Source organism: Collinsella sp. 1033st1_E11_1033SCRN_220408, from assembly GCF_039062465.1.
Taxonomy (GTDB): domain Bacteria; phylum Actinomycetota; class Coriobacteriia; order Coriobacteriales; family Atopobiaceae; genus Parolsenella.
The window spans coordinates 33,777-59,868 of the sequence record NZ_JBCLNF010000005.1 but is presented as its reverse complement, the minus strand read 5'-3'; the positions used below and the strand labels follow the sequence as shown (position 1 = coordinate 59,868).

The 26,092-nt window shown below is 63.7% G+C and carries 20 protein-coding genes; 17 read left to right on the top strand and 3 right to left on the bottom strand.

Annotated elements, in window-relative coordinates; genetic code table 11:
* Nucleotides 1–231 precede the first annotated feature (231 nt).
* The 13 genes from ABCN07_RS05695 (at nucleotide 232) to ABCN07_RS05635 (ending at nucleotide 16,760) form a co-directional block, all read left to right on the top strand.
* A complete protein-coding gene (locus ABCN07_RS05695) occupies nucleotides 232–1,158 on the top strand; it encodes a patatin family protein (RefSeq protein ID WP_343005784.1) in 927 nt (308 codons plus the stop codon).
* Nucleotides 1,159–1,372: 214 nt separating this feature from the next.
* Nucleotides 1,373–1,810: a 50S ribosomal protein L13 gene (gene rplM / locus ABCN07_RS05690; protein ID WP_293836881.1), complete on the top strand. Its 438-nt coding sequence runs from the start codon at nucleotides 1,373–1,375 to the stop codon at nucleotides 1,808–1,810.
* Nucleotides 1,811–1,813: 3 nt separating this feature from the next.
* On the top strand, nucleotides 1,814–2,209 hold the full coding sequence (gene rpsI / locus ABCN07_RS05685) for a 30S ribosomal protein S9 (RefSeq protein ID WP_293815297.1): 396 nt from the start codon (nucleotides 1,814–1,816) through the stop codon (nucleotides 2,207–2,209).
* Nucleotides 2,210–2,595: 386 nt separating this feature from the next.
* Nucleotides 2,596–4,443, top strand: coding sequence for a glutamine--fructose-6-phosphate transaminase (isomerizing) (gene glmS / locus ABCN07_RS05680; RefSeq protein WP_343005783.1), 1,848 nt, complete (start codon nucleotides 2,596–2,598; stop codon nucleotides 4,441–4,443).
* A 266-nt stretch (nucleotides 4,444–4,709) separates the two neighbouring features.
* Nucleotides 4,710–5,201: a holo-ACP synthase gene (gene acpS / locus ABCN07_RS05675; protein WP_343005782.1), complete on the top strand. Its 492-nt coding sequence runs from the start codon at nucleotides 4,710–4,712 to the stop codon at nucleotides 5,199–5,201.
* Between the two features lie 6 nt (nucleotides 5,202–5,207).
* A complete protein-coding gene (locus tag ABCN07_RS05670; RefSeq protein ID WP_343005781.1) occupies nucleotides 5,208–6,842 on the top strand; it encodes an NAD(P)H-hydrate dehydratase in 1,635 nt (544 codons plus the stop codon).
* A 68-nt stretch (nucleotides 6,843–6,910) separates the two neighbouring features.
* Nucleotides 6,911–8,071, top strand: a complete 1,161-nt coding sequence (gene alr, locus ABCN07_RS05665; RefSeq protein ID WP_293815288.1) for an alanine racemase — start codon at nucleotides 6,911–6,913, stop codon at nucleotides 8,069–8,071.
* Nucleotides 8,072–8,083: 12 nt separating this feature from the next.
* Complete coding sequence (locus tag ABCN07_RS05660) at nucleotides 8,084–8,794, top strand: uracil-DNA glycosylase (protein WP_343005780.1); 711 nt, start codon at nucleotides 8,084–8,086, stop codon at nucleotides 8,792–8,794.
* Nucleotides 8,791–9,270: a tRNA (adenosine(37)-N6)-threonylcarbamoyltransferase complex ATPase subunit type 1 TsaE gene (gene tsaE / locus ABCN07_RS05655; RefSeq protein ID WP_343005779.1), complete on the top strand. Its 480-nt coding sequence runs from the start codon at nucleotides 8,791–8,793 to the stop codon at nucleotides 9,268–9,270. The genes ABCN07_RS05660 and tsaE overlap by 4 nt, the downstream gene beginning before the upstream one ends.
* 166 nt (nucleotides 9,271–9,436) lie before the next feature.
* Nucleotides 9,437–11,839 carry a tRNA (adenosine(37)-N6)-threonylcarbamoyltransferase complex transferase subunit TsaD gene (gene tsaD / locus ABCN07_RS05650; protein WP_343005778.1) on the top strand — a complete coding sequence of 801 codons (2,403 nt, stop codon included), beginning with the start codon at nucleotides 9,437–9,439 and terminating at the stop codon, nucleotides 11,837–11,839.
* A gap of 150 nt (nucleotides 11,840–11,989) precedes the next feature.
* On the top strand, nucleotides 11,990–12,727 hold the full coding sequence (locus tag ABCN07_RS05645) for a transposase (RefSeq protein ID WP_343005777.1): 738 nt from the start codon (nucleotides 11,990–11,992) through the stop codon (nucleotides 12,725–12,727).
* 40 nt (nucleotides 12,728–12,767) lie between these two features.
* Nucleotides 12,768–14,828, top strand: coding sequence for an NAD(+) synthase (locus tag ABCN07_RS05640; protein ID WP_343005776.1), 2,061 nt, complete (start codon nucleotides 12,768–12,770; stop codon nucleotides 14,826–14,828).
* Nucleotides 14,829–15,479: 651 nt separating this feature from the next.
* Nucleotides 15,480–16,760: a LuxR C-terminal-related transcriptional regulator gene (locus tag ABCN07_RS05635; RefSeq protein WP_343005775.1), complete on the top strand. Its 1,281-nt coding sequence runs from the start codon at nucleotides 15,480–15,482 to the stop codon at nucleotides 16,758–16,760.
* Nucleotides 16,761–16,878: 118 nt separating this feature from the next.
* Here the strand turns inward: ABCN07_RS05635 and ABCN07_RS05630 are convergent, their stop codons facing one another.
* Both ABCN07_RS05630 and ABCN07_RS05625 read right to left on the bottom strand, forming a co-directional pair.
* Nucleotides 16,879–17,595 carry an ABC transporter ATP-binding protein gene (locus tag ABCN07_RS05630; protein ID WP_343005774.1) on the bottom strand — a complete coding sequence of 239 codons (717 nt, stop codon included), beginning with the start codon at nucleotides 17,593–17,595 and terminating at the stop codon, nucleotides 16,879–16,881.
* On the bottom strand, nucleotides 17,592–18,791 hold the full coding sequence (locus ABCN07_RS05625; protein ID WP_343005773.1) for a hypothetical protein: 1,200 nt from the start codon (nucleotides 18,789–18,791) through the stop codon (nucleotides 17,592–17,594). The genes ABCN07_RS05630 and ABCN07_RS05625 overlap by 4 nt, the downstream gene beginning before the upstream one ends.
* Before the next feature lie 464 nt (nucleotides 18,792–19,255).
* On the opposite strand from ABCN07_RS05625, the gene groES reads away from it, so the two are divergent.
* The 4 genes from groES to ychF all read left to right on the top strand — a co-directional run bounded on the left by groES (nucleotide 19,256) and on the right by ychF (nucleotide 24,081).
* Complete coding sequence (gene groES, locus ABCN07_RS05620; protein WP_293815268.1) at nucleotides 19,256–19,549, top strand: co-chaperone GroES; 294 nt, start codon at nucleotides 19,256–19,258, stop codon at nucleotides 19,547–19,549.
* Nucleotides 19,550–19,640: 91 nt separating this feature from the next.
* Nucleotides 19,641–21,278 carry a chaperonin GroEL gene (gene groL / locus ABCN07_RS05615; protein ID WP_343005772.1) on the top strand — a complete coding sequence of 546 codons (1,638 nt, stop codon included), beginning with the start codon at nucleotides 19,641–19,643 and terminating at the stop codon, nucleotides 21,276–21,278.
* 370 nt (nucleotides 21,279–21,648) lie between these two features.
* On the top strand, nucleotides 21,649–22,920 hold the full coding sequence (locus tag ABCN07_RS05610; protein WP_343005771.1) for a 4Fe-4S ferredoxin: 1,272 nt from the start codon (nucleotides 21,649–21,651) through the stop codon (nucleotides 22,918–22,920).
* A gap of 84 nt (nucleotides 22,921–23,004) precedes the next feature.
* Nucleotides 23,005–24,081 carry a redox-regulated ATPase YchF gene (ychF, locus tag ABCN07_RS05605; protein ID WP_343005770.1) on the top strand — a complete coding sequence of 359 codons (1,077 nt, stop codon included), beginning with the start codon at nucleotides 23,005–23,007 and terminating at the stop codon, nucleotides 24,079–24,081.
* A gap of 549 nt (nucleotides 24,082–24,630) precedes the next feature.
* Here ychF and ABCN07_RS05600 read toward each other — a convergent pair.
* A complete protein-coding gene (locus ABCN07_RS05600; RefSeq protein WP_343005769.1) occupies nucleotides 24,631–26,076 on the bottom strand; it encodes an LCP family protein in 1,446 nt (481 codons plus the stop codon).
* Nucleotides 26,077–26,092: the final 16 nt, after the last annotated feature.

Genomic DNA, 26,092 nt, shown 5'->3' with positions numbered 1-26,092 from the left:
AGCGGTGGCGAGGCGGCACGGCGGCTTGCGCCCGCCGTCGCGTGGCTGCCTGTGCCCGCGCCATCCGCCGTCGCGGAGCGGCCCACGTTCGCGCGCCTTCCGCGGCGCGCCCTTCTCGGCGGTGATGTTTTGCGGAGCTTGTCGTCGCATGGCCGAGATTATGTAAGGCGAACGGGTATAACCAAAACCAATGGATACTCGGGCGCTCGCGGCGCCATCAAGGGAGGCATCATGGCGTTTAGCTTGTTCGGCAGGGGAGATAAGAATGCGTCAGGAGCGGGCGCGAACGCGATGGGAGCTCCCTCCACGGGCGTCGACCTCGTGCTTGAGGGAGGCGGCATGCGAGGCATCTTTACCGCCGGCGTGCTTGACGTGCTGATGGAGCAGGGCGTCTATGGCTTTGATACCGTGTGGGGCGTTTCCGCGGGTGCCATCAATGCCGCGAGCTATCTTTCTCGTCAGCAGGGGCGTTACATGCGCGAGACGCTGGCCTTCCGTGACGATTCGCGTTTTATGGGATTCAAGTCGCTTGCCACGACGGGCGATATCGCGGGGGCGGATTTCCTCTATCACAAGATTCAGGACGAGATCGATCCGTTCGATTACGAGGCGTTCGCCGCGCGTCGAAGCCGCTACATGGTTGTCGTGTCGGATGTCGTCTTTGGCACGCCGAAGTACCTTGAGGTCAAGAGCCTACCGGAGGACATCGAGAAGATTCGCGCGTCCGCGTCGCTACCCGTCATCTCGCGTATCGTCGAGACCGAGGGCGGGCGCTACCTTGACGGCGGCACGACGGATTCCGTTCCTGTGGAGCGAGCCCTTGAGGAGGGCGCCCGTGCGGCGGTCGTTGTGCTTACGCAGGACCGCGCCTACAAGAAGAAGGGCGGCTACGAGCTCCAGGCACTAGCTGACCGCCGCTATGCCGACTTTCCCTACTACCTCGAGGCGCTTCGCACGCGAGCGGGACGCTATAACGAGCAGCGCGAGCGCATCTGGCGTCTTGAGCGCGAGGAGAAGATTGCCGTCATCGCCCCGAGCGAGCCGGTGACCGTTGGGAGCACTTCGGGCTCGGATGGCGAGGGCCTGCTGCGTCTCTACCTTGATGGACGCCGACAGGCAACCGAGGCGCTTGACGTGGTACGGGCCCTCGGCGTGTAGGTGTCAGACGCGTCTTGAGGGCTGATGCGACGGGATTTTGAGCCCTGATTGGCACCGAGGATGAACCCGGCCGCAATTCCCACACATATTTACGAAAACTCGTGCGTTTTCCTTGAACTTCTCTGACTGCGCGCTACAATTTGAAAGCTACTTTTGCAGAGCCCCGTAACCTCGCATAAGTACAAAGCAACACGTAAGCACACGGAGGAGTCAAATGAAGTCGACTCAGTACGCCAAGCCCGGAGAGGTCACCCGCAATTGGGTCCTCATCGATGCTGAGGGTGCCACGCTCGGCCGTCTCGCCACGAAGGCTGCCATGATCCTTCGCGGCAAGAACAAGCCGCAGTACACCCCGCACACCGACACGGGTGATTTCGTCGTCATCATCAACGCTGATAAGGTCCAGCTTACCGGCGTTAAGGCCGACAGCAAGCGCTATTGGCGCTACAGCGGTTGGCTGGGCGGCATGAAGTTCGAGAGCTTCACGGAGGCCATGGAGAAGCACCCCGAGCGCGTCATCGAGCACGCGATCAAGGGCATGCTCCCCAAGTCCTCGCTTGGTCGCAAGCAGTTCACCAAGCTTAAGGTCTACGCTGGCCCGGAGCACCCGCACGCCGCTCAGAACCCCGTTCAGATTGATTGGAGGGCCTAACCGATGGCTGACAACACCGCTGTCTACACTGGCACCGGCCGCCGCAAGGAGGCTGTCGCCCGCGTCCGTCTCGTTCCCGGCACCGGCAAGGTCACCGTCAACGGCCGCGACGCCCTTAATTACTTTGGCCGTCAGCAGCTCGTCGACGACGCCTGCGCTCCTTTCAAGGTGACGGACACCGCTGAGCACTTCGACGTCATCGCCCTGTGCGACGGCGGCGGCATCTCCGGTCAGTCCGGCGCCCTTCGTCTGGGCATCGCCCGTGCCCTCCTCGAGGCCGGCGACTACCGCGCTGACCTGAAGAAGGCTGGCTTCCTCACCCGCGACGCTCGTGCCGTCGAGCGCAAGAAGCCGGGTCTCAAGAAGGCCCGTAAGCGCCCGCAGTTCTCGAAGCGCTAAGTCTCAGGCATATTTGCTTGTCAGACCCGTCAGCCATTCGGCTGGCGGGCCTTTTTTTAACGAGAGACGGACCGGCGTTCCACGCGGCGTTCGCCTGCGATGTCTGCTCAGGTGGCGTTCGCCTGCAGCGAAGGCATCGCTTGCTGGCGCCGAACCCCCGATACGCCACTGTAAATATTCCGTGGTTGATATATCAAGCGATTAAATTTTACCTGCGATTATCCAGTTCCCCTAAATTCCACTGCTACTTTTTCGCAAACGAAACCTCCGGACGAAAAATCAGCCGCTAGGCTATTTCCCCGTAGGTTTGTCACCACGTTGCGAGGTCTTCGAGGGTGCGCCTCATCGCGCCAAATCGGAGCGCGACACAACGGAGGGAGAACGAAATGTGTGGAATCGTAGGCTATACCGGCTCTGAAGCCGTAAAGAACATTCTCATCAATGGCCTGAAGCGTCTCGAGTACCGCGGCTATGATTCTGCGGGCGTGGCGCTTGAGTTGGGCGACGGCGCCGAGACCCGCCTTGACGTGATCCGTCGCGTGGGTAAGGTCGCGGGCCTCGAGTCCGAACTTGACCACATGGACGAGGAGTCGACTTGTGGCATTGGCCACACGCGTTGGGCGACCCACGGCAAGCCCTCTGTCGCCAATGCCCATCCCCACACGAGCTGCGACGGCCGCATCGCGATCGTCCACAACGGCATCATCGAAAACTTTGCGGAGCTCCGCGAGGAACTTATCTCCCGTGGCCACGTCTTCAAGTCCGAGACGGACACCGAGGTGTTCGCCCACCTCATCGAGGAGGGCTACACGAAGACCGGCGATCTCATGGCCGCCGTCCGAGAGGCCTGCACGCATGTCGTGGGTGCCTACGGCCTTGCCGCTGTCTGTGCCGACGAGCCTGGCGTGGTTGCCGTCGCCCGTAAGGATTCGCCCATCGTTATCGGTCGCGGCGAAACCGGCTCTTACGTGGCCTCTGACGTGATCGCCCTCATCGATGCGACTCGCGACGTCGTCGTTCTCGAGGATGGCCAGTTCGCGAAGCTCACCCCGGAGGGAATCTCCTTTACCGACGAGACGGGCGCCGCGATCGAGCCTGAGGTCACCCACATCGACTGGGACATCGACATGGCAGAGAAGGCGGGCTATCCGGACTTCATGCTTAAGGAAATTCACGAGCAGCCGCGCGTCGTTCGCGACACGCTTGTCGGGCGTCTGAGCGCCGCTGGCGGCATCGACATCGATGAGCTTGGGCTTTCCCTCGAGGAGCTGAATGACGTCGACCGCGTCTATGTCATCGCCTGCGGCACCTCTTACCACGCCGGCCTCATCGCCAAGAACCTCATCGAGTCCTGGGCGCGCATTCCCACCGAGGTCGAGGCCGCGAGCGAGTTCCGCTATCGCGATCCGATCATCACGCCCTCCACGCTGGTCGTTGCCGTGTCGCAGTCAGGCGAGACGGCTGACACCCTCGCTGCCATCCGCGACGCGCGCATCAAGGGCGCCAAGGTCTTCGGCATCACGAACGTCGTCGGCAGCCCGGTGGCTCGCGAGAGTGATGGCGTCATCTACACCAAGGCGAACAAGGAGATCGCCGTCGCTTCGACCAAGAGCTTCATCGGCCAGGTCGTGAGCCTCACGCTTCTGGCGATGCTTCTGGGTCAGGTGAAGTACCGTCTCACCACCAAGCAGTGCCGCATGCTCTTCCGCGAGCTGGGCGATACCGCCGAGCAGATCCAGCACATCCTCGACACCCAGGGCGCTGCCATTCGCGAGGCGGCGCTCGCATGCAAGGACGCGCAGTCTGCGCTGTTCGTTGGCCGTGGCATGGGTGCCGCCATTTCCTACGAGGGCGCGCTCAAGCTCAAGGAGGTCAGCTACCTGCACGCCGAGGCCTACGCTGCCGGCGAGATGAAGCATGGCCCCATCGCCCTGATCGACCCCGGCTTCCCGGTCATCGCCGTGACCACCAAGAGCCCGACGTACGACAAGACCGTCTCCAACCTCAAGGAGTGCGAGGCCCGCGGCGCCATGATCATCGCGATTGCGACCGAGGGGGACGAGGAGATTGGCAAGATCGCCGACCATATCATCTGGGTCCCCAAGGTGCGCGACGCCTTCAGCGCCATCACGGCTACGGTGCCGCTGCAGCTCCTGGCTCGCGAAGTCGCGATTCTGCGTGGCTGCGACGTCGACCAGCCGAGGAACCTCGCCAAGTCCGTTACCGTGGAGTAGGGCGGAGACCTGGCAACTGGCGCCCGGCGGCGGCCTGGCGTCTGACGGCGTGGGCTGCGACGAGCTGCGACTCGCAAGACCTTGCGGTCTTGGTCGAAAGGAACAGGCCTCGCGTGGACACCGACTGCGCGCGTTAACTATGTCGAGGGAGGGGCACGCTGCCCCTCCCTTTTTTGTTGTCATCCTAGTCCGCTCCTTGTGAGACTCCTCCTCGAAGCGGTCTTCTCGCGCTAGACTAGATGGGATACCGAGAGGCTGGGAGGCTCATGGCACTGGCAGGAGTTGGCGTCGATATCGTCGAGATCTCGCGCATGGAGAAGATCTTGTCGCGTACCCCGCGTTTTGCTCTCCGCGTGTTCACGGACGAGGAGCGCGAGTACTGCGAGCACAGCACGCGTCCGGCGGCGCATTACGCGTGCCGCTTTGCCGCCCGCGAGGCGGTTCTCAAGGCGCTGGGCTGCGGCTTTGGCAAGGGCGTGCGCTTTGATGACGTGAGCGTCTCGAGGGATGCCACGGGCAGGCCCCAGGCGGTCCTCAAGGGCCGCGCGGCTGAGGTTGCCCAAGAGCGCGGCGTCCTGTCAGTCGCCATTTCGCTGTCGTTTACTCGCGAGATGGCAGTTGCGAACGCTGTCGCCACGACGGCGGAGACGGCCCCCAAGGTTGACGATGCACGCGATCCCCGCCGCGAGCTGGCGGAGTCGTTCAAGGAGGCACGCTCGATTATCGATGAGCTCGAGCGTGTCGATAACGGAAGGTGATCGGGTATGCAGCCGGTTCTTAATATCGAGGATATCCGCGCGGTCGAGAGGCGCCTCTCCGATGCGGGAGTGAGCATCTCCGAGCTCATGCATCGCGCCGGTGGCGCGGCGGCTCAGGAGGTTATGCACCTGGGCGACGTCTCGCGCGTCGTCGTCCTTGCGGGCTTTGGCAACAACGGCGGAGACGGCTGGGTTGCCGCCGAGGACCTCAAGGCGTCGGGCGTTGACGTTCGCGTGGTGACGCCTTGCGAGCCCGAGAACCTCCATGGTGACCTCGCTCCCATGGTGGCCCGCGCCGCCATCGAGTCTGGCGTGAAGTATCTGGTGGGTCCCTCTCGCGACGAGCTCGACCAGCTGCTCGGTGCGGCTGACGTCGTGCTTGACGCCATGCTCGGCACGGGTTTCCATGACGCTCCCGTCGCCCCGCTCTCCATTTGGATTGACGCGCTGAATTCCTCCGGAGCCCGCGTGGTCTCCGTCGACGTTCCGAGCGGCCTTTCCGCGCAGACCGGCCGTGCCCCGGGGGCCGTGGTGGTGGCGGACGTTACGATCACGATGCTCGCCCTGAAGCCCGGTCTTCTCTCTGACGATGGCCGCGACGTCTGCGGCTCCATCGTGGTGGCTCCGCTCGCGGAGCAGACAGCCAAGCTCGTGTACGAGGCGGATCCCGTGGCCTGGCGCTGCGAGACGGCGGATTACGTCGACGTTCTGCAGCCCCCCACGTGCGTGGTGGATAAGTACACGCGCGGTAGCGTCCTCGTGGTTGGCGGCTCGACGCGCTTCCCGGGCGCTGCGATCATGGCTGCCAAGGCCGCCGCGCGTGCCGGCGCCGGCTACGTGACACTCGCCGTGCCGGAGCCCGTTGCGAACCTCGCGCGCACGCACCTGCTGGAGATTCCCGTCGTGGGCCTTCCGGCGGATGCGGACGGCACCTTCTCCAATGCCGCGCGCGCCCAGGTGGCGGAGCTCGCCGCGCGTCGCTCGGCCGTGCTCGTGGGCCCTGGCATGTGCGTGACGGGCGGTACCGTGGGTGTCGTCTCCACGCTGCTCGAGGGCAAGACGCCGCTCGTCGTCGACGCGGACGGTCTCAACAGCATCGCGCGCCTCACGAACAACGCCCTGGACGAGTTCCCCGAGCTCCTGCGTCGCAGCGCCCCTCTCGTCCTCACCCCGCACCGTCGCGAACTGGGTAGGCTCGTGGGCCTTACCGGCGACGCCTCTCCTGACACCCTTACCTCGGCCCTTGACGCGGCGCGTCGTGTGGTCTGGGCAGATGGCGGCAGCGAGATCGTGGTTGTTGCCAAGGGCACCGCCACGGCTTGCGTGGGCGTCGAGGTGGCCCTGCTGCCCAAGCCAGGCCCCGCTTGCCTCGCGACCGCAGGCTCGGGCGATGTGCTTGCCGGCATCACGGCGGGCCTGCTCTCCCGTGGCGTCGAGACGGAGAACCTACCCACGCTCACGGCCCTCGCCTGCGAGGTCCATGGCTGCGCCGCGTCTATCGCCCAGGAGCGTTTCGGTTCGAGGGGTGTCATGGCGGCGGATATAATCGACTCCGTTGGGGTCGCGCTCGACGCGGTCGAGGACCGTGCGGCCTTTAGCGGCGCGGACATCGCCCCTGAGGCGGAGGGCGAAGAACAGTAAGACAGTGCACCGCCGGCGATGTCGGTGGTCGAGGGCCGGCCCTGCCGGCGACACGGAGGCGCATACCCATGGTTCAGCATAGGTGTCCGGACACGCGTTGGTCCTGGGTCGAGATTGACAAGGGCGCGCTGCGTCGCAATACGCGTGCGTTCAAGGAGAAGCTCGAGCCGGGCGTGCGCATGATGGCCGTCGTCAAGGCGGATGCCTATGGACACGGTGCCGTCGAATGCGTGAAGGTCATGCATGCCGCCGGCGCGGACCAGTTCGCCGTCGCCACGGTGGAGGAGGGGCTCGAGCTCCGCCGCGCAGGCGTCACCTGGCCCATCCTCATCCTCTCCGAGCCTCCGATGGAGTGCGTCCAGACCCTTATCGAGAACGACATCATGCCGAGCGTCTACACGCCCGAGTTCGCCCTTGCCTATGGGGAGTGCGCCGCGGCATTCGACAAGGTGGGCAAGTACCATCTCGCCATCGAGACGGGTATGACTCGCATCGGTGTGGGCTGGAAGGACGCCCTCGAATTCCGCCACAGCATCGATTTCCACCGCGGGCTTTCGTGTGCGGGCACCTTCACGCACTTTGCCACGGCGGATGTCCCCAATGACTGGACCTTCGGCCTGCAGTATCGCCGCTTTACCGAGGCCGTCGCCGAGATGCGCGCCGCTGGCGTTGACTGCGGCCTTGTGCACTGCGACAACACGCCGGCTACGGTGCTCCATCCGGAGACCCACCTCGACATGTGTCGCGTGGGCGTTGGCCTTTACGGCATGCAGCCTGCGGAGTCCACGCGCCCTCACATCTCCCTCGACCCGGTCATGAGTGTGCGCGCCCGCGTGACGCGCGTCGTGTATCCGCCGGTAGGCTCTGGCGTGGGTTATGGCCAGACCTACTCCGTCGCCAGGCAGAACGTTCAGATCGCGACCTTTCCGATTGGCTATGCGGACGGTCTCGCGCGTTCGCTTTCCGGCAAGATGGACGTCCTGGTCCACGGCACCCGTTGCCCACAGGTGGGAAACATCTGCATGGACCAGTGCATGTTCGCCGTAGACGTCAACACGACTCGCGCCGCTCGCCCGATGGACGAGGTCCACTACGGTGACCTCGTGACCGTCATGGGCGCGGACGGCGACGAGCGCATCACCGCCGAGGAGATCGCTGACCTGCGCGGAACCATCAACTATGAGGTCACGTGTAACTTCGGCGCCCGCCTCGAGAAGGTTTACATCTAGGAGGTTTTCCTCGTGTCCGTCATGAAGATCCCCGGCCACGTCAACCAGAAGCCTGGCGAGGTCATGCTCGAGGAGATCGAGAACCTGCTCGGCGACTGCAAGCGCTGCGAGCTCGGGCAGACACGCTCTCACCTTGTCTTTGGAACCGGAGACCACCATGCTCGCGTGATGTTCGTGGGCGAGGGTCCGGGCAAGAACGAGGACCTCAAGGGCGAGCCCTTCGTGGGCGCCGCCGGTAAGAAGCTGGATTCCCTCCTTTCCATCGCAGGTCTCACGCGTGAGGAGATATACATCGCCAACGTCGTGAAGTGCCGCCCGCCCGGAAACCGCAACCCCAAGCCGGACGAGATTGAGGCGTGCTCGCCCTTCCTGCGTGAGCAGATTCGTTCCGTCTGGCCTGACGTCATTGTCTGCTTGGGCAACTTTGCCTCGCAGTGGGTTCTCAAGACCGATCGCGGCGTGACGCAGCTGCGCGGCAAGCTCTACCAGCAGGGTCACTTCGTCGTGGCACCCACGTTCCACCCGGCCGCATGCATCTACCACTCCGATTGGCAGCCCCTGCTCGAGGAAGACCTCGCACGCGTGGGTGCTTGGCTTGCCGCCAATCCGCGCGGAGAGGTCACGGCTGCTGCGGCGACCGCCCACAACGTGAGGCCGGTCGCGGACGCTGCCGGCAAGAAGGCGCCCGCAGGCGCGGGTCTTCCGGAGGAGGCGGCGCGATGAACGGATGTTTCGAGAGCACGAGCCCCGAGGAGACGTTCGAGCTGGGCAGACGCCTGGGAGCCGTGCTCGAACCGGGCGACGTCCTGGTGCTCACGGGAGACCTCGGTGCCGGCAAGACGCAGCTCACGAAGGGCATTGCTGTCGCCATGGGCGTCGAGGACGAGGTCACGAGTCCGACGTTCGCCCTCGAGGCCGTGCACGAGGGCGAACGCATGCCGCTCTACCACTTCGACCTCTATCGTCTGCATGATGCCGAGGAGCTCGGCGACGCTGGCGTGTGGGACGTGCTTGGCGGCGATGGCGTCTGCGTCATCGAGTGGGGCGAGCAATTCTCTGACGAATTGGGCGACGAGCGCCTTGACGTGTTCGTAACGCGTGACGAGGAAGGCGCGGCGCCGGGCGAGGAGCCTCGCCGCGAGATTCGCCTCGTCGCGCACGATGCACGCGGCGAGGAGATCGTGGCCGCGCTGGGGTAGGGCCTGCGTCGCGAACGCGTGTCGCAGACGCGCGCTTTGCGTGTTGGGACGCCGCTTGGCGCCATGCATGTCGTTGGCATAGCGCTTGATGTCCCGCGCGTGCGTCGCGCGTGCTAGACGGCTACACTTGATGGGTTAAACGCACTGCCGAGAGGGGCCGTAACCCATGAGCCTAGCCGCATCTTCACACATCGTTCTCGCCGTCGATACCTCGACGGATATGCTCGCATGCGCCGTTGGGCGCGTCGAAGGCGAGCGCGTCGAGCTGCTTGCCGCGGGCGATCACCTGTGCCGTCGCCATGCGAACGAGGAGCTTGTGAACACGTGCGCCGGCGTGCTCGAGCGTGCCGGCCTTACGCGCGGGGATGTGGATTGCGTTCTCGTGGGGCGTGGCCCCGGCAGCTTTACGGGGGTGCGCATTGGCATCGCGACTGCAAAGGGCCTTGCCTGCGGCCTCGAGCGCCCGCTCTTTGGCGCCTCGACTCTCGATGCCGTCGCCTGGGGCGTCTGGAAGTCTGGCGTGCGCGGCCTCGTGGGTGTTGTTGGCGATGCCATGCGTCGCGAGGTCTACCCCGGCCTGTATCAGGTTGACGAGAGCGGTCCCGTGCGCCTGTTTGAGGTGGAGACCGTCGTCAAGGCGGCGGACGCCGTTGCCGCTTGGGCGGAGCGCGCGGACGCTGGGGAGATCATCCTCGCGGGTGACGGCCTTGCCAAGTACCGCGCCCAGTATGAGGAGGCCGGCTTCGCGCGTTTTGCGAGCGAGGATGCCTGGCATCCGGTGGGCGAGGGCCTGATTCGTGCCGCCGCGGCGGCTGGGGCGTTTGACGGCGAGAGCACCGCGCCGGCAAACAGCGGTGACCCCGCGCTCGTACTTCCCGTCTACACGCGTCTCTCCGACGCCGAGGAGAACGAGGCAAAGCGCCTCGGCCTCGCCTCTCCCGCAACCGTTACCACCACGGGGTGCGATGACGCACTCGCAGACCGTCACCTCCAGCTTCGCCCGGCAAACGCCAATGACCCGGCGGCGCTCGCGGCGCTTGAGCTCGAGGTCTTTGGCGATTCGAACCACACGCCCTGGAGCGAGAACCTGTTTGCGGATGACCTCGCGCTTCCCGGCCACATTTGGTGGGTCGCCCATGACGAGGGCTCCATCGTGGGTTATGCCGGAGGTGTCGTCGCCGGTGGAGAGATCCAGGTCGACAACGTCGCCGTGGCCCCCTCGCGTCGCCGCGAGGGTATCGCTGCGAGGCTGCTCGCCCGTGTGACCTATGACGCGCAGATGCTGGGCGCCACGACCTCCGTGCTTGAGGTGGACGTTGATAACGCAGCAGCTCAGGCGCTTTATGCGGGTCTCGGCTATGCCGAGGTCGGCCGTAGGCCTAACTATTATGGACAGGGTCACGACGCTCTCATCATGGAGGCGCAGCTTCCGCTCGTGACGCCAAGCCGCCACGACACGCCCGATCCGCACGCTTCCGTCCGCCCGTGGCCCATCGTGGCCGCTCCGCGCGACGACGCCGCGCGCGAGGCAATCGCTGCCGCTGGCCCCCTGATCCTTGCTATCGAGAGCAGCTGTGACGAGACCGCGATGGCCGTCATTGACGGCGCGGGCGAGATCGTCGCCAACGTCGTCGCCACCCAGATCGACTTCCACGCGCGCTTTGGCGGCGTGGTTCCGGAGATCGCGAGCCGTAAGCACACGGAGGCGATTGTCGGCGTCTACGAAGAGACGATGGCGAAGGCTGGCGCTCACTTTGGCGTCGACACGCTCGTTCCGGCGGACCTCGCCGCCGTGGGCGTCACCCAGGGGCCGGGTCTCGTGGGTGCGCTTGTGGTGGGCATCGCGTTTGCCAAGGGCCTTGCCTCAGCCGCTGTCCTGCCTCTTATTGGTGTGAACCACCTCGAGGGGCACCTCTTTGCGAACCTCTTCGAGACACCCGATCTCAAGCCGCCCTTCGTGGCGAGCCTCGTCTCGGGCGGCCATACGATGCTCGTCCACGTACGCGACTGGGGCGATTACGAGGTCCTCGGCCAGACCATCGATGACGCCGTGGGCGAGGCCTTCGACAAGGTCGCCAAGGCGCTGGGCCTGGGTTATCCGGGTGGCCCCGTCATCAGCCGCTTGGCCGAGAAGGGCAACCGCAAGGCGATTCACTTCCCGCGCGCGATGATGCACAGCGGCGATTACAGCTTCTCGCTCTCGGGCCTCAAGACCAGTGTCATCACCTACATCAACAACGAGAACCGCGCCGGTCGTGCCATCAACCTGCCGGACCTCGCGGCGAGCTTCGAGGCCGCGGTCATTGACGTGCAGGTGGCGAAGGCGGCCGAGGCCGTCTCGAAGACCGGTGCTCGCGACTTTTGCGTCGGCGGCGGCGTCGCGGCGAACCCCCAGCTCCGCGAGGCATACAAGCGCAAGTTCGGCCGCATGCACGTGCGTGTCACCGTGCCGCCCCTCACTGCCTGCACCGACAACGCCGCGATGATCGCCCTCGTGGCCAAGCGCAAGTTCGACCTCGGCGAGTTCTCCGACCCATCCATGGACGCCACCCCCAACATGAGCCTGTAAAAGTTGACAAAGGGACAGTCCCTTTGTCAACTTTCCTTTGTCAACTTTTGGCGTTCTACCTGCATAAAGTGATGCCGTTTTGTCAGGTTTTTTGCGAAGCGAACGGGTATAAGCCTCCTCACCTTAATCGACGGGTGGGGAGGCACTCTTATGCCGAGGGCTGCGCGCGCAAGGTCAGAATCCGGTTTCTATCACGTGGTCGCGAGGGGGAACGGCGGCCAAAACCTGTTCGAGGATGCAAGCGACTATCGCGCGTTTCTCGAGCTCGTCGCTGCGGCGGCCGAGAAGTGCGGCATGCTCGTCCACGCCTACTGCCTCATGTCCAACCACGTGCATCTCCTCCTCGAGGACCAGGGCGGTCGCCTCAGCGAATTCATGAAGTCACTCATCACGGGATACGCCATACGCTTCAACGCGAAGACGGGTCATATCGGCCACGTCTTCCAGCAGAGGTTCAAGAGCCAACCGATTGGGAGCGAGGCCTACCTGCTGCAGGCGGCGCGCTATATCCACAACAATCCTGCCAAGGCGGGCATTTGTTCGGCGGACGAGTATTTGTGGAGCAGCTACCACGAGTATGTGTCGGACGTCCGGGGAATCACGACCGTTTCGCTGATACTCGAGTTTTGCGGCGGCAGAGAGGGCTTCCGGGCCTTTCAGGCGCAGGGTGGGGGCGACTATCGCTTTGGTCAGCGCTCGCGGGTCACAGATGCCGAGGCCCGTGAGGTCGCGCTGCGTATCCTTGGCGATATTGCCCCGGGAGACGTCAAAGCGATGGAGCGACCGCGCCGCAATGCGCTACTCTTTGACCTTAAGGATGCGGGCCTGTCCGTGCGTCAGATCGAGAGACTGACCGGCATCGGCCGCGGGACGATAGCGAAAAGTTGACAAAGGGACTGTCCCTTTGTCAACTTTTGGGAGGTATGAGATGCGAGACGGATTCATTAAGGTTGCGGCGGTGACGCCGGCGGTGCGTGTGGCGGACGTCGAGTTCAACGTTGAGTCGTGCGCGGCGGCCATGCTCGCCTCCGATGCCCAGGTTATCGTGCTGCCTGAGCTCGCTATCACATCCTACACCTGCGAGGACCTCTTCTGGCAGGACGCCCTGCTGCGTGCCGCCGAGGAGGGCTTGGCGACCTTTGCTGCCAAAACGGCCGAGGTAGACGCCCTCGTTCTCGTGGGCGTGCCGGTGCGTGTCGCCTCCAAGCTCTACAACTGCGCCGCCATCCTCTCGCGCGGCGAGCTCCTCGGCCTCGTGCCCAAGCGCAACATCCCCACCTATGGCGAGTTCTACGAGGGCAGGCGCTTCTCCGCCGGCCCTGAGGACGTGACACTCGTGAGCTTCGCGGGTTTCGACGAGGTGCCGTTCGGCGCCGAGCAGCTCTTCGAGTGCGAGGACGTGCCCGGGCTCGTCGTCGCAGCGGAGATCTGCGAGGACCTCTGGGTTCCCAACCCGCCGAGCACTGCCGCTGCCATGGCGGGCGCGACGCTCATCTGCAACCTCTCCGCCTCGAACGAGCTCGTGGGCAAGGCGGACTACCGCCGCGACCTCGTGAGCGCCACGAGCGCCCGTCTCATCTGCGCCTACGCCTACGCGAGCGCCGGTTGGGGAGAGTCGACCCAGGACGTCGTCTATGGCGGGCACTGCCTCGTCGCCGAGAACGGCCGCGTTCTCGGCGAGGCCAAGCCGCTTGACGATAATCTGCTCGTTCGTGCCGAAGGCCCTGCCTGCACCGGTGCCACTTCCGTCGTTGACCTCGGCCTTATTGCCCACGACCGCCTGCGCATGTCGACGTTCGAGGTCGACCCGATGGCTTCGGGCTACGTCACCACGCTCTTTTCGCTCGAGCCGCGCGAGACACCCCTCGACGCGCGCTACGTGGATCCGCACCCCTTCGTCCCGGCAGACCGCGCCCGTCGTGCCGAGCGTTGCGAGTCGATCTTTGCCATCCAGGCCCATGGCCTGGCGAAGCGCCTCTCCCACACCCACTCCGCCCGCGCGGTCATCGGCGTCTCCGGCGGCCTCGACTCCACGCTGGCGTTGCTCGTCTGCGCTCGAGCCTTCGACCTGCTCGGCCTCGATCGTTCCGGCATCCTCGCCATCACGATGCCCGGCTTTGGCACCACGGATCGCACGCACGATAACGCCCGCGCCATGTCCGAGGCGCTCGGCTGCGAGCTGCGCGAGGTGAGCATCGCCGCGGCGGTTCGCCAGCACTTCGCGGACATCGGCCATGACGAGGCTGACCACTCCGTGACCTACGAGAACGCGCAGGCCCGCGAGCGCACTCAGATTCTCATGGACGTCGCGAACAGGGAGGGCGGCCTTGTGGTCGGCACGGGCGACCTCTCCGAGCTCGCCCTCGGTTGGGCCACCTACAACGCGGATCACATGAGCATGTACGGCGTGAACGCCGGCGTGCCCAAGACGCTCGTGCGCCACCTCGTGCGCTACGTCGCCGACGAGGCCCGTGCGAAGGGCGACACCGCGCTTGCCGCCGTGCTCGATGACGTGCTCGACACGCCGGTCTCGCCGGAGCTCCTGCCCGCTACGGGCGACGGCAAGATCTCCCAGAAGACCGAGGACCTCGTGGGTCCCTATGAGCTCCATGACTTCTTCCTCTATAACGTGCTGCGCTGCGGCTTTGGTCCGGCGAAGGTCTATCGCCTGGCGCTCGAGGCCTTTGCCGGCGACCGCGGCGGCCACGGCGGAAGCGACGGCAGCGCCGGCCACGGCGACGGCAGCGCCGACAGCCGCGTCGGCGGCGCGGATGCCGATGACGCCGCGGTTGGCACCTATGATGCCGAGACGATCATGAAGTGGCTGCGCAAGTTCTACTGGCGCTTCTTCTCGCAGCAGTTCAAGCGCAGCTGCCTGCCGGACGGCCCCAAGGTCGGCAGCGTGGCCGTGAGCCCGCGCGGCGACCTGCGCATGCCGAGCGATGCTGTCTGTGCGCTGTGGCAGCGCGAGCTCGACGGACTGGAGTAGCCAATGGGCGCGAGGCGGACATACCCTTGCCTCCGTCTCTTGGCCTTCATGCCGCTTGAGTGGCTTGCCCTGCTTGTTGGGGCACCTCAGGTGCTTGCGCCGCCGAGTCCGTTTGCCTGCGATGGGCTATCGCTCGCGTTCTCCACGCTAACGCCCGCGATGGCCTTGGCTGGGCTTGCGGGATGCATGGCGCCGCGTATCCGCAGAGAGCACGAGCGCGTGCTTGCCGTGGCCGGTGTGTTGGCGATGCTCGCCTACCTGTCTGGTTGCTGGTGGGGAGCGGCTGGATTCTCATGGGAGAGCGTGGGCTCCACCCCACGCGTCTCCAGTGCTCTGGCGCTGTCCTGCGTTGTCTGTTTGTGTGCAGCGCTTGCCTCGTTTACCTGCGGGTATATGGTCTCCGTCGACGCGGCTGAGTTCTCCGCTGGCGAACACGGCGAGCGTGTGTGGACGGCGGGGTGCGCGCTGCTTGCGGCCGCGTTGCTTGGGTTGTCTGCCCGCCTCATGCCCAACTGGACGCTCGTTAGAGTTTCGGCCGCTGCAGCTGGGCCGGATGACGAGCTGCTACTAGGAGCGTTCACTCTGGGTGGACTGGGCAATATGCCGGGGATGCGGCCGCTGAGTTCGGGGGTGCCTTCCTGTGGATTGGCCATGCTGCTGCCGTCGATCGCCTGGTCCGTTGTGACTCTTGGCCTTGGAGCTATTGCATTGCGTCTGCGGGCCTGTTCGGCACGTTCGATAATCCGCGGCTACTGCGCGGGACTATTTCTTGTGTGGCTTCTCAGCTCGCTCTTTCCCGTGCTTGGTCGTGCCCTGGTTTGGGGTATGTCGGTTCCTTTCGTGCTACTTGCGCTTTCGTTGGCGGTAATGGCCATTGGAGCCGCCTCTTCTGCGCGCAAGGCGGAGGAATGCGATGAGGAAATAGCGGATACCGGGCGCATCGGAACGGCGTTTGAAGGTTCTGGGCTGTCGCCGCGTGAGTCTGAGGCTCTGCGGCTTCGCCTGGTGGGGCTCTCCTCTGCCAAAGTTGCCGTTCAAATGGGGATTAGCGCCTCTACGGTGAGGAATTTGCAGTCGCGTGCGTTAGACAAACTGCGCGTGGCATCGATTGACGAGTTGCGAGCCGGGACGCCCATGGATAAGCCGCACCATGCGGGTGACGAGGCCTCTCGCTCGTGGCACATTCTGCTTCTCGCGGTGATTTGCATTGCCGTAGTGGTGGACTGGGCGCTCGGCCAAGACTGGGCTACGGATTACGTGGCAGTGATATTGCTGAGTCTCTGCCTGGTGTTTTATGGGTTTGTGAGTCCCGGAGGTGGCATGTCGCGCACTGCTCTTCGCGTGGCGCCGTCAATCTGTTTTGTGGGGTGGTTGCTGGGGCTTATTCCGCTACTTGCTCTGATTCTCACATTGACCATGGTCGTTGTCCGGCTCGCCGGCCATGGGGTGTGGCTCCTGCGCACCCCAGTGCTGGCATTCTCGTGTCTTGGGTTGGGAATGCTTCTCGGTGGCTACTCGTCATGGCTCGTGCCTCGTCTGCCGGCGCTTCTCGCGCTCATTTCGAATGACGAGGCCGCTATGGCATGTGCCATGCTTGCGGGCCTTGTCTCTGGGGCGTACGTAATTGCCGGGGCCGTCTCGCTCTTTCTCTCGGTGAGGGATGAACTTGAGTGGGCGTCAAGCAGCGCCGGGATGAGCGCCGATGGGGGACGGAGCCGCAGGCTGTCTGCCTATCTCGTGAGTCGCGGACTCAATGAAACCGAGGTAGATGTGGTAATGCTTCTGGTCGCTGGTTGCGACGGCGCCGAGATTTGCTCCAAACGCTGCCTCTCTCCCGGCGCCGTCAACTCCGCCCGTCGAACTGCCTATCGCAAGCTCGGCATCCATTCCCTCGTCGAGCTTGTTGACCTGTGCCAAGATGCTGTGAAATGAAAGCCGCCCGATGATCGCCGGGCGGCTAGGTTCTACCAGGTCGTTATGAGAGCCGCTAGGGCGTGAGCATGGCTTTTTTGGTTCTGCTTAGCATGCTCGCTCCTCCTGTCGGTTCTCTTTAGTGCGCTGGTGCGTTTCCTCCCTTTTCGTAAAGCTCGTGGTAGCGGGCGGCGCAGGAACCAGTGCGGTTTCTTATACGGTCGTGAAGCTCAACCTGCTTGTTGACGATGAAGGCGACGCGGTCGCAGGAAAGGTCAACGTTTGCGAGGTTGTGGCTAGACAGAACGATCGAGCGGCCGGTTCGCACGTAGGACCGCATGGCTCTTGTGACGGTTCCGACATTGGTGGGGTCAAGCGCGCTCATGGGCTCGTCGAAAAGGAGCAGGTTTGCTCCTGTTGCCATGGCGGTGGCAATGGAGGCGAGCTGCGCCATTCCTTGCGAACACTTTCGGATGGGAAGATTGAGGAATCCCTCAATGCCAAGGCGGGAGGATAGCTTTGCAACGTCTACCTGCGATCCCCAATAATCTCTGGCAAATTCGATGTTCTGCCGAACGGAGGCGCGCGGGCTCAGGACGGATGGCGACGGCAGGTAGAAGACGACCCTTTTCCATTCGACGGCGCTCGGATTGCGTGTGACCGATGTGTTCCCGCCGTCGATCTTGCATGTGACGTGCCTGCTCCATGGCTCATAGATTGACTCGAGCAGCGTTGTCTTGCCGCTTCCGTTGGGGGCGACGAGCCCCGTGACGGTGCCGGTGGGTATTTCGATGTTGGCGTTGTCCAGGACAAGCCTGTCTCCGCGTCGTGCACAAAGGTTGAGGAAGCCAATCATGAGAATCGCCTCGCTAGCTGCTTTGTTGCCGTGCGTTCGCGAGCCATGTCCGTAAAGAGGGCGATTGCCAGGAGGGCGATCGCGAATAGGAAGAGCGTCACGAGCCCAAGCTCCCACGTGGTGCCTGGAATCGCCCGGATATCAAGTCCGTTTGCATAGACCGGCAGTCCCACGACGCTTCCGCACGAGATGTATGAGCTGGGAAGATGCCGCGCGACCGCTCTCCATCTCGACGACTGAGACGTGTAAATGGGAATCAGGGGGCAGACGAGCAACGCGAACGCAACTCCCAACCCGCAGTGTGCCCGGACGGATTCTGCCGCCGCGACGAGTGCGACTACCATAAGCGACGCAAACGTCATGAGCGTGGCGTCCTGCGCGAGCACATCCCCGATGGTGCTCGAGCTCACGACCCCATCGGTGATGCTCACTACGGGGTATGCAAAGTCGCCGATGCCGTTCCTTATCGCTGCGAGAAGTGCTGCCGGGAGAAGTATGGCCGCGAGGCACGCAAACGACAGAGCGGACGCAACGGCGGTGCATGCCAGTCGCTTGGATGCTCGCGAGACTGGCGCCATTGAGACTAGAGTTCTGCTTCCGAGCCTCCTTTGGGAACCGCTCGTGAGCAGTGCCACTGGCAGCAGCAGAATGATTCCCGGCATGAGGCCCAGTACAAATGCTAGATAGTACACGGCCGGCATCTCTGTCGCGCTGGCGTATGCCTCGGGGTTTTCAAGGCCGGCCAATCGATGGATGAGTTCAGAGCGAGCGTACAGGCTTGGAGTCGACTCGGTGTGGCCGAGCTTCGCGCATTCGATCTCTACGTCGTAATACTGCGCGTAGGCGATGAAGAACTCTTTGCTCGGATAGGGCGCGTTTGAGGCGGCCGTGAGCGCTTCGAGCTCGCGCGCGTTGATGTCCTTGAGCGCGTCCGGTGCCGAGTCGTAGACGCCGCCCTCCATTCCGGTCAACAGGATCTCCAGGGTCTGGTTGACCTGCTCCTGGCCGATCGCCAGGTCGGAGAGCGTTGGATAGCCCACGAGTCCCGGGAGCAAGAAGAGCACCTGTGCGAGGACGAGCACGACAATGAACGTCTTGCTGCTCAGGCAATCGCTTAGGGATGTACGCACCATGGCTGCCATCGGGCTTCTGGGCACTTTGACGCCATCGCGGTCAATGCGGGTGAGGTTTCTCATGGCTCACTCCTTTCGGCCTGCCGATATCGTCCGTCCGAGACGGCGTTTTGTCTGTAGACAGTGCATATGAAATTGTCAGCGTGGGTGTCTACAGCACATCTGCCTCGATGTTTGGCAAGCAATCTACGGCCTCTCATCGAGCTTCTGCTTTGACGCATAAAACGGGCTGAACGAGGCTGACGTGCGGGGTCCTAATTCATTAATCGCGCCAAGGCAATTACCGTTCGCGGATTTGCCAAATTTGATTGCAAGGCAGCATTTTCCCTGCATAGGGGCGCTCACGTTCTTTACTCGAGCCGCTATCACAAAATCTAAGCGCGTTCGCAGAAGATTTTTTCAATCCGTCTGGTATAAGTTGGATTGTCTGGGTATCATTCTCAACGTTGGAATTGGCGATGCGGAATCGCAATCGCACGTTGGATATTCGTGCGCCCAGAAGGGCGCCCAGAAGGAGGTTCTTGGATATGACGACTCTCAAGCCGCTCGGTGACCGCGTCCTGGTCAAGCCCGCTCCCAAGGAGGAGAAGACCTCGACCGGCCTCTACATCTCCAGCGGTGCCCAGGAGAAGCCGCAGAAGGGCGAGGTCATCGCCGTCGGCGCTGGCAAGTTCACTGACCATGGCGAGCGCATCGCCCTGGACGTCAAGGTTGGCGACGAGGTCTACTACGGCAAGTTCGGCGGCAGCGACGTCAAGGTCGACGGCGAGGATTACCTGCTTCTCCGCGCTGATGACATCTACGCCGTCATCGAGGCCTAGCTCTTTCGCGGGCAATGCCCGCATTCCATGAAACTTCAACCGCGCGTGCCAAGACTCGGCGAAGCGCGGTCAACTCGAAAGGAAGCCACCAATGGCCAAGAACATTACGTTCGGCACCGATGCTCGTGCCAAGCTCGCCAAGGGCGTCAACACCCTGGCTGATGCCGTTACCGCCACCATGGGCCCCAAGGGCCGCTACGTCGCCCTCGAGCGCAACTTCGGTGCCCCCACGATCACCAATGACGGCGTCTCCGTCGCCAAGGAGATCGAGCTCAAGGATCCCGTCGAGAACATGGGTGCTCAGCTCGTGAAGGAGGTCGCCACCAAGACCAACGACACCGTGGGTGACGGCACCACCACCGCTACGCTCCTCGCCCAGGTCATCGTGAACGAGGGCCTCCGCAACGTCGCCGCCGGTGCTGATCCGCTGGCCATCCGTCGCGGCGTCGACAAGGCCGTCACCGCCGTCGTCGACTCCATGAAGGCCTCCGCCAAGAACGTCGACACCAAGGAGCAGATCGCTTCCGTCGGCACCATCTCAGCCTCTGACCCGCAGGTTGGCCAGAAGATCGCCGACGCCATGGAGGTCGTGGGCAAGGACGGCGTCATCACCGTTGACGAGGACAAGACCAACTTCGGCATCTCTGTCGACACCGTCGAGGGCATGCAGTTCGACAAGGGTTACATCTCCCCGTACTTCGCGACCGACAACTCTGCCATGGTCGCCGAGCTCGAGAACCCCTACATCCTGATGTCTGATCAGAAGATCTCCAACATCCAGGACATCCTCCCGGTCCTCGAGGCCGTCCAGAAGTCCGGCTCCTCCCTCCTCATCGTGTGCGAGGACGTCGACGGCGAGGCTCTCGCCACCCTGATCCTCAACAAGCTCCGCGGCACCCTGAAGGTCGCCGCCGTGAAGGCCCCGGGCTATGGCGATCGTCGCAAGCGCATGCTCGAGGACATCGCCGTCCTCACTGGCGGTCAGGTCGCCATGGAGGAGCTCGGCATCAAGATCTCCGACACCACCGCTGAGATGCTCGGTCGCGCCAAGGCCGTCAAGATTACCAAGGACACCACCACCATCGTCTCTGGCGCTGGCTCCAGGGAGGCCATCGACGAGCGCGTCGCCCAGATCAAGGGTGAGATCGAGCACACCGATTCCGAGTTTGACCGTGAGAAGCTCCAGGAGCGTCTCGCCAAGCTCTCCGGCGGCGTTGCCGTGATCAAGGTTGGCGCTGCCACCGAGGTCGAGCTCAAGGAGATCAAGCACCGCATCGAGGACGCCCTCCAGGCTACCCGCGCTGCTGTTGAGGAGGGCATCGTCGCCGGCGGCGGCGTCGCGTTCCTCGAGGCTCTGCCGGCTCTCGACCAGATTGATGCCACCGACGAGGAGAAGATCGGTGTCGAGATCGTCCGCAAGGCTCTGACTGCCCCGGTCAAGAAGATTGCCGAGAACGCTGGTTACGAGGGCTCCGTCGTGGTCGAGAAGATCAAGGGCCTGGCTGCCGGCGAGGGCCTCAACTCCGCCAACGGCGAGTGGGGCAACATGATTGAGATGGGCGTCCTTGACCCGGTCAAGGTTTCCCGCGTGACCCTCCAGAACGCCGCCTCCGTCGCTGGCTTGATCCTCATCACCGAGGCCACGGTTTCCGACGAGCACAAGGACAAGACCATCGAGGAGGCCATCACCGCTGCTGCCTCCCAGGCTGGCGGCCCCGGCATGTACTAAGCCCGATCGGCTAACCACCTGACGAGGCCCCGGGCCTTGCCTCGCAAATGTCCTCGCGCCTTTGGCGCTGCGGAATGTTTGCTACGGCAAGGCCCGGGGCCTCTGCTGTTTAGCGATGCGTACGGCTTGAGCTGCTTAGCAACACCGGTGTCGGGGCTTCTGCTGTTTACGCCGCCGATGCGTACGGCTTGAGCTGGCTGCGCTTGGTTGTTTGCTACGGCAAGGCTTGGGGCCTCTGCTGTTCGGCAATGCGCATAGATTGAGCTGTTGACGCTGAGGATGTCCTTTACGGAGGGGCATCCTCAGCTGTTCTTGGGTATGATTAAACAGTTGTGCCGCTGGGGAGCGGTGTGGTTGCGAGGGGAGAGACATGGCCGAGAAGCGCGACCTGCTCGATGAGTTCATCGACATCAAGAATGACTGGCAGTCGCTTTCCAATCCAGTCGAAGACATCACGAACGCCCTCGCGGCGAATCCCGAGGAAGTCGAGACGTGGAACCCGTCTGACTACAAGGACCGCCCCCGCGCCAACGTGAACAGCTGCATCGCTTGCCAGGGTAAGAGTACCAAGCTCTGCCATGCCTGCGCGGACGTCTGTCCGGTCAAGGCGATTGATTTCTCCGAGGGCTCGATCGAGGTCCTCGACAGTTGCCGTAAGTGCGGCCTGTGCGTGACGGCCTGCCCTGCCGGCTCCTTCACCTCGCCCCAGATCAACCCGCGCCGCCTCTACGAGCGCATCGTCCGCGCGGCGAGCGCCTACGAGCACGCGTATGTCACCTGCACGCGCGCCATCGGCCGCATGCCGCAGGAGAACGAGGTCGTCCTGCCGTGCATCGGTGACGTACCCGCCGAGGTCTGGTTCGCCATCCTTGCGGACTACAAGAACGTGAGCGTCTACCTGCCCCTCGGCATCTGCGACCGTTGTCGCAACACCACGGGCGAGGAGATGCTCGGCTCCCAGATCGAGCTCGCCGAGCAACTCTCTGGCAAGGGCATCGGCCTCGAGGTGGACGAGAAGGACCTCGACTACACCAAGAACCACGATTTCGAGCGCAAGGAGTTCCTCGAGAGCATGAGCAAGCAGGGCATGGCCGCCCTTGGCGCCGCCAACCCCGCCCTTGCTGCCGCTCGCACCATCAAGCAGAAGCTTGACGAGAACACCCGTCGCATCAATGCCATCACCCATGCGGTCGAGGGTGGCGCCGCCCCGGCGCCCACTCAGCGCCGCCGCGTGCTTACTCAGCGCCGCCAGCTTGTCATGACGACGCTCCAGCGCCACCCCAAGCTCGCCGTCCGTCTTTCTCCGCAGCGCCCCACCTGCGACCCTGAGCGCTGCAACCTCTGCGGCGACTGCGTCGACGTTTGCCCCACGCGTGCGTGCGAGCTTGCGGAGAACGGCATCTTCAAGGTCGAGAGCGCCTACTGCATCGAGTGCGGCGCCTGCCTCAAGGCTTGCGGCGAACATGCCCTTACCTGGGAGAAATACGAAGGCGCGGAGCTCGTCGTTCCCGATAAGGAAGAAGTCGAGCGCAAGAAGCGCCAGGCCGAGCAAAAGGCCGAGATGGAGAAGCTCAAGAAACAGGGTATGGCCCAGCTCAGGCGCGGCCTCGACATCCTCGAGAAGCTCGACACGGATAACTAGTACACTCCGGCGCGTGGCCCTGCGCCCGCGCCGAGCGACACCAAACCTCGAGGCTTCGCCTCGGAAAGCACGGAAGGATCAAACGTGGCACTTTCAATCGGCATCGTGGGACTCCCCAACGTCGGCAAGTCGACCCTCTTCACCGCACTCACCAAGAAGGGTGGCCTGGCGGCAAACTACCCCTTCGCCACGATTGACCCCAACGTCGGCATCGTCGACGTGCCGGATTCGCGTCTTCAGAAGCTCGCGGACATCGTGCATCCGGGCCGCATTGTGCCTGCGGCGGTCGAGTTTGTTGACATCGCCGGTCTCGTGAAGGGCGCGAGCGAGGGAGAGGGCCTCGGCAACCAGTTCCTCGCAAACATCCGCGAGACCGATGCCATCTGCGAGGTCGTTCGCTACTTCAAGGATCCCAACGTCATGCGCGAGGTTGGCCGCACGGCTGATTTCGTCGATCCGGCGGGCGACGCGGACACCATCATGACCGAGCTCATCCTGGCAGACCTCGGCACGCTCGAGAAGCAGCTCCCCAAGCTCGAGAAGGAGTCGAAGCGTGACAAGGAGCTCATGCCCAAGTTCAATGTGGCCAAGCGTCTCGTTGATTGGCTGAACGAGGGCAACCGTGCCTCCACTATGGAGATGACGGACGAGGAGCGCGTTGCCGCGAAGGGTCTCTTCCTGCTCACGATGAAGCCGATCCTCTACGTCGCTAACGTCGATGAGGATATGCTTGGCGACGATTTCGCGCCCATCGATGGCGTCACGCCCATCCCCATCTGTGCGAAGGTCGAGGCCGAGCTTTGCGACCTCGATGCTGAGGAGGCTGCGGAGTATCTCGAGAGCCTCGGCCTTGAGCAGCCGGGCCTCGACGTGCTTGCCCAGGCGGCCTACAAGCTTCTGGGTCTCCAGAGCTACTTCACCGCTGGCGAGATGGAGGTCAAGGCGTGGACGATTCCCGTCGGCGCCAAGGCTCCTCAGGCTGCTGGTGTCATTCACTCGGATTTCGAGCGCGGCTTCATTAAGGCCGAGGTCGCTAGCTATGAGGACTACGTTACCCTCGGCGGCGAGGCTGGTTGCAAGGCGGCGGGAAGGCTCCGAATGGAGGGCAAGGACTACGTCGTGGCTGACGGCGACGTGATGCACTTCCGCTTTAACGTTTAGACCTGAACGGCCGGGTCGGGTGGCCACTCTGCGAAAGGACATATCGCTTCGCGATCTCCCTTAGCCTTTCGCGCCGGGCCACCCGACCCGGCCTCGCTTTGCGTTGCAGCATAGCTCGCGGCTCGGACGCTCGTGGGTCCGGGTTGCGGGCTTCTTTTTTAGTGGTTGTCTGGCTGGATCCGGCTTGCGCTTTGGGAATTGGGTGCTTGTAGGGTTGATTGCGGACCTGTTTGTGCGGGTTTGCAAGTGGGGCGTACAACATATTTGAGATTCTGCGGCTGGATATTGCGGTTCTGAGCCCAAAAACAGATATGAGACTACGAGCACCACAAATAAAACCCCAGTTGAGCGTTTGCCAGCTGGGGTGAAAACTCGAAATCGAGCCGCAGAATCTAGAATTTGTTGTCAGGCGATACTCCCGGCGGCGCTGCAGTACGAGTTCTCCGCGTTCGAGCGGGCTGAGGCGCGGCAACGGCGTATTAATGGTGTGGACGCGTCTCCCGGGCGGCTTCTCGTATGGCTCGACCGCGCCTCGCGGCGGGCGCTCCCTTATTCCACGATGCCGGCGGCGATGCCGGAGGTGGGGTCTTGCGCGCCGTCAGCGTAGGGCGGCAGGCCTCGGCCGACGCGGTCCATCATTTCGGCCCAGGCATCCTGGTTGACGCGCTCGTACCAGACGGCGTTCTCGTAGCTCGACACCGTGGGCTCGAGTGCAGAATAGAGATTCTCCGCCATATCGAAGCCAGCGAAGCGCGCGCCGAGGAACAACAGGTCGAAGCCCGTAAGATCCGTATTTACGCTTGCAGATCCTGCGTTTAGGGTCGCCAGCAGCATGAACGGGTTGCCTGAGAGGGACTTCTTGAGAATCGCGCCAAGCACCATGCGCTGATTCGCCGTGCGGAAGTAGTCGCCGGCGCCGTACTGGTCATAGGCATGGCGCGCGCGGCAGAGCTTGAGTGCGTCGTCACCGTTGAGCTCCTGAACACCGGCCTTGATATCCGCGCCGGTGTAGTCGGGGTCATACACGTCAACCGGCACGTTTACCGTAATGCCGCCGATGGCGTCCACCACGGAGATGAACTGGTCGAGGTCAATCTCGGCATAATGCGAGATGGGAACACCCGCAAGATCTGATACGGCCTTGATGAGCATGGGTGGCCCGCCGTAGGTATAGGCGGCGTTGATCTTTTGCTCTCCGTAGTCTCCGCCGAGATTGACGCACGTGTCGCGTTGGATGGAGATGAGCGTGAGCTTCGCCGCGATGGGGTCGACGCGAGCGAGGATGATCGAATCCGTGCGATATACGCCGCCCGTCGCTCCGGTCTCTTCGCGGTATGCGTCCTTATCCGTACCAACGAGCAACATGTAGAAGGGCTGACCCGGGAGGACGGGCCTGAGCGCGAGGCGCGTCTCGAGCGACACGCCGAGGTTCATGCGCACCGTGATGAGAACGGCAAAGGCGAGAAGTGCCGCAAGCGCGCCAAGAAGCACGCGCTTTGTGATCTTGAGCGCACGGCGTGGATTGAACTCGCGCCGCTGGGGGAAACCTGTCCCGCCAGCCTGCTCGCCATAGCCGCTCTGCGGGTCGCTGTAGTCGTTGCGTGCCCAATCCGGGCCGCCTGCGTGACGGCGTCTGCGCAGGATGCCTCCGTTGTCGCGCTCCTGACGCATCTGGCGGTAGCGGTTCACGTCCTCCGCCTGCGAGTGCGTGACGGTGTGCGGTTGCTCAGCCCGCGGCGTGCGAGCATGGGGGTCACCGGCAGAGTACGGCTGGCGCGTGGTCTGCGAGCCGGACGTGCGCGAGGGCTGACCTGCGTCCTGATAGCCGGCTTGCGAGCTCGGCTGATAGCCCGCCTGGTGCGTGGGTGTCGCGTTGCCGCGCGAAAAGCGCGACCCAGACTGAAACGTGCCCTCGGCATGACGGCCTTGGGCCGCAGCGCCCCTAGCGCGCTGCTCTTCCTCGCTCATCTGCCTGTGCTCGCGCCTGGGCGACATAGCGCTCTCCTTTGGC

Coding starts and splice junctions, on each gene's coding strand:
- ABCN07_RS05695 (WP_343005784.1), top strand. CDS start 232: ATGGCGTTTAGCTTGTTCGGCAGGGGAGATAAGAATGCGTCAGGAGCG.
- rplM (WP_293836881.1), top strand. CDS start 1,373: ATGAAGTCGACTCAGTACGCCAAGCCCGGAGAGGTCACCCGCAATTGG.
- rpsI (WP_293815297.1), top strand. CDS start 1,814: ATGGCTGACAACACCGCTGTCTACACTGGCACCGGCCGCCGCAAGGAG.
- glmS (WP_343005783.1), top strand. CDS start 2,596: ATGTGTGGAATCGTAGGCTATACCGGCTCTGAAGCCGTAAAGAACATT.
- acpS (WP_343005782.1), top strand. CDS start 4,710: ATGGCACTGGCAGGAGTTGGCGTCGATATCGTCGAGATCTCGCGCATG.
- ABCN07_RS05670 (WP_343005781.1), top strand. CDS start 5,208: ATGCAGCCGGTTCTTAATATCGAGGATATCCGCGCGGTCGAGAGGCGC.
- alr (WP_293815288.1), top strand. CDS start 6,911: ATGGTTCAGCATAGGTGTCCGGACACGCGTTGGTCCTGGGTCGAGATT.
- tsaE (WP_343005779.1), top strand. CDS start 8,791: ATGAACGGATGTTTCGAGAGCACGAGCCCCGAGGAGACGTTCGAGCTG.
- tsaD (WP_343005778.1), top strand. CDS start 9,437: ATGAGCCTAGCCGCATCTTCACACATCGTTCTCGCCGTCGATACCTCG.
- ABCN07_RS05645 (WP_343005777.1), top strand. CDS start 11,990: ATGCCGAGGGCTGCGCGCGCAAGGTCAGAATCCGGTTTCTATCACGTG.
- ABCN07_RS05640 (WP_343005776.1), top strand. CDS start 12,768: ATGCGAGACGGATTCATTAAGGTTGCGGCGGTGACGCCGGCGGTGCGT.
- ABCN07_RS05635 (WP_343005775.1), top strand. CDS start 15,480: ATGCTGCTGCCGTCGATCGCCTGGTCCGTTGTGACTCTTGGCCTTGGA.
- ABCN07_RS05630 (WP_343005774.1), bottom strand. CDS start 17,595: ATGATTGGCTTCCTCAACCTTTGTGCACGACGCGGAGACAGGCTTGTC.
- ABCN07_RS05625 (WP_343005773.1), bottom strand. CDS start 18,791: ATGAGAAACCTCACCCGCATTGACCGCGATGGCGTCAAAGTGCCCAGA.
- groES (WP_293815268.1), top strand. CDS start 19,256: ATGACGACTCTCAAGCCGCTCGGTGACCGCGTCCTGGTCAAGCCCGCT.
- groL (WP_343005772.1), top strand. CDS start 19,641: ATGGCCAAGAACATTACGTTCGGCACCGATGCTCGTGCCAAGCTCGCC.
- ABCN07_RS05610 (WP_343005771.1), top strand. CDS start 21,649: ATGGCCGAGAAGCGCGACCTGCTCGATGAGTTCATCGACATCAAGAAT.
- ABCN07_RS05600 (WP_343005769.1), bottom strand. CDS start 26,076: ATGTCGCCCAGGCGCGAGCACAGGCAGATGAGCGAGGAAGAGCAGCGC.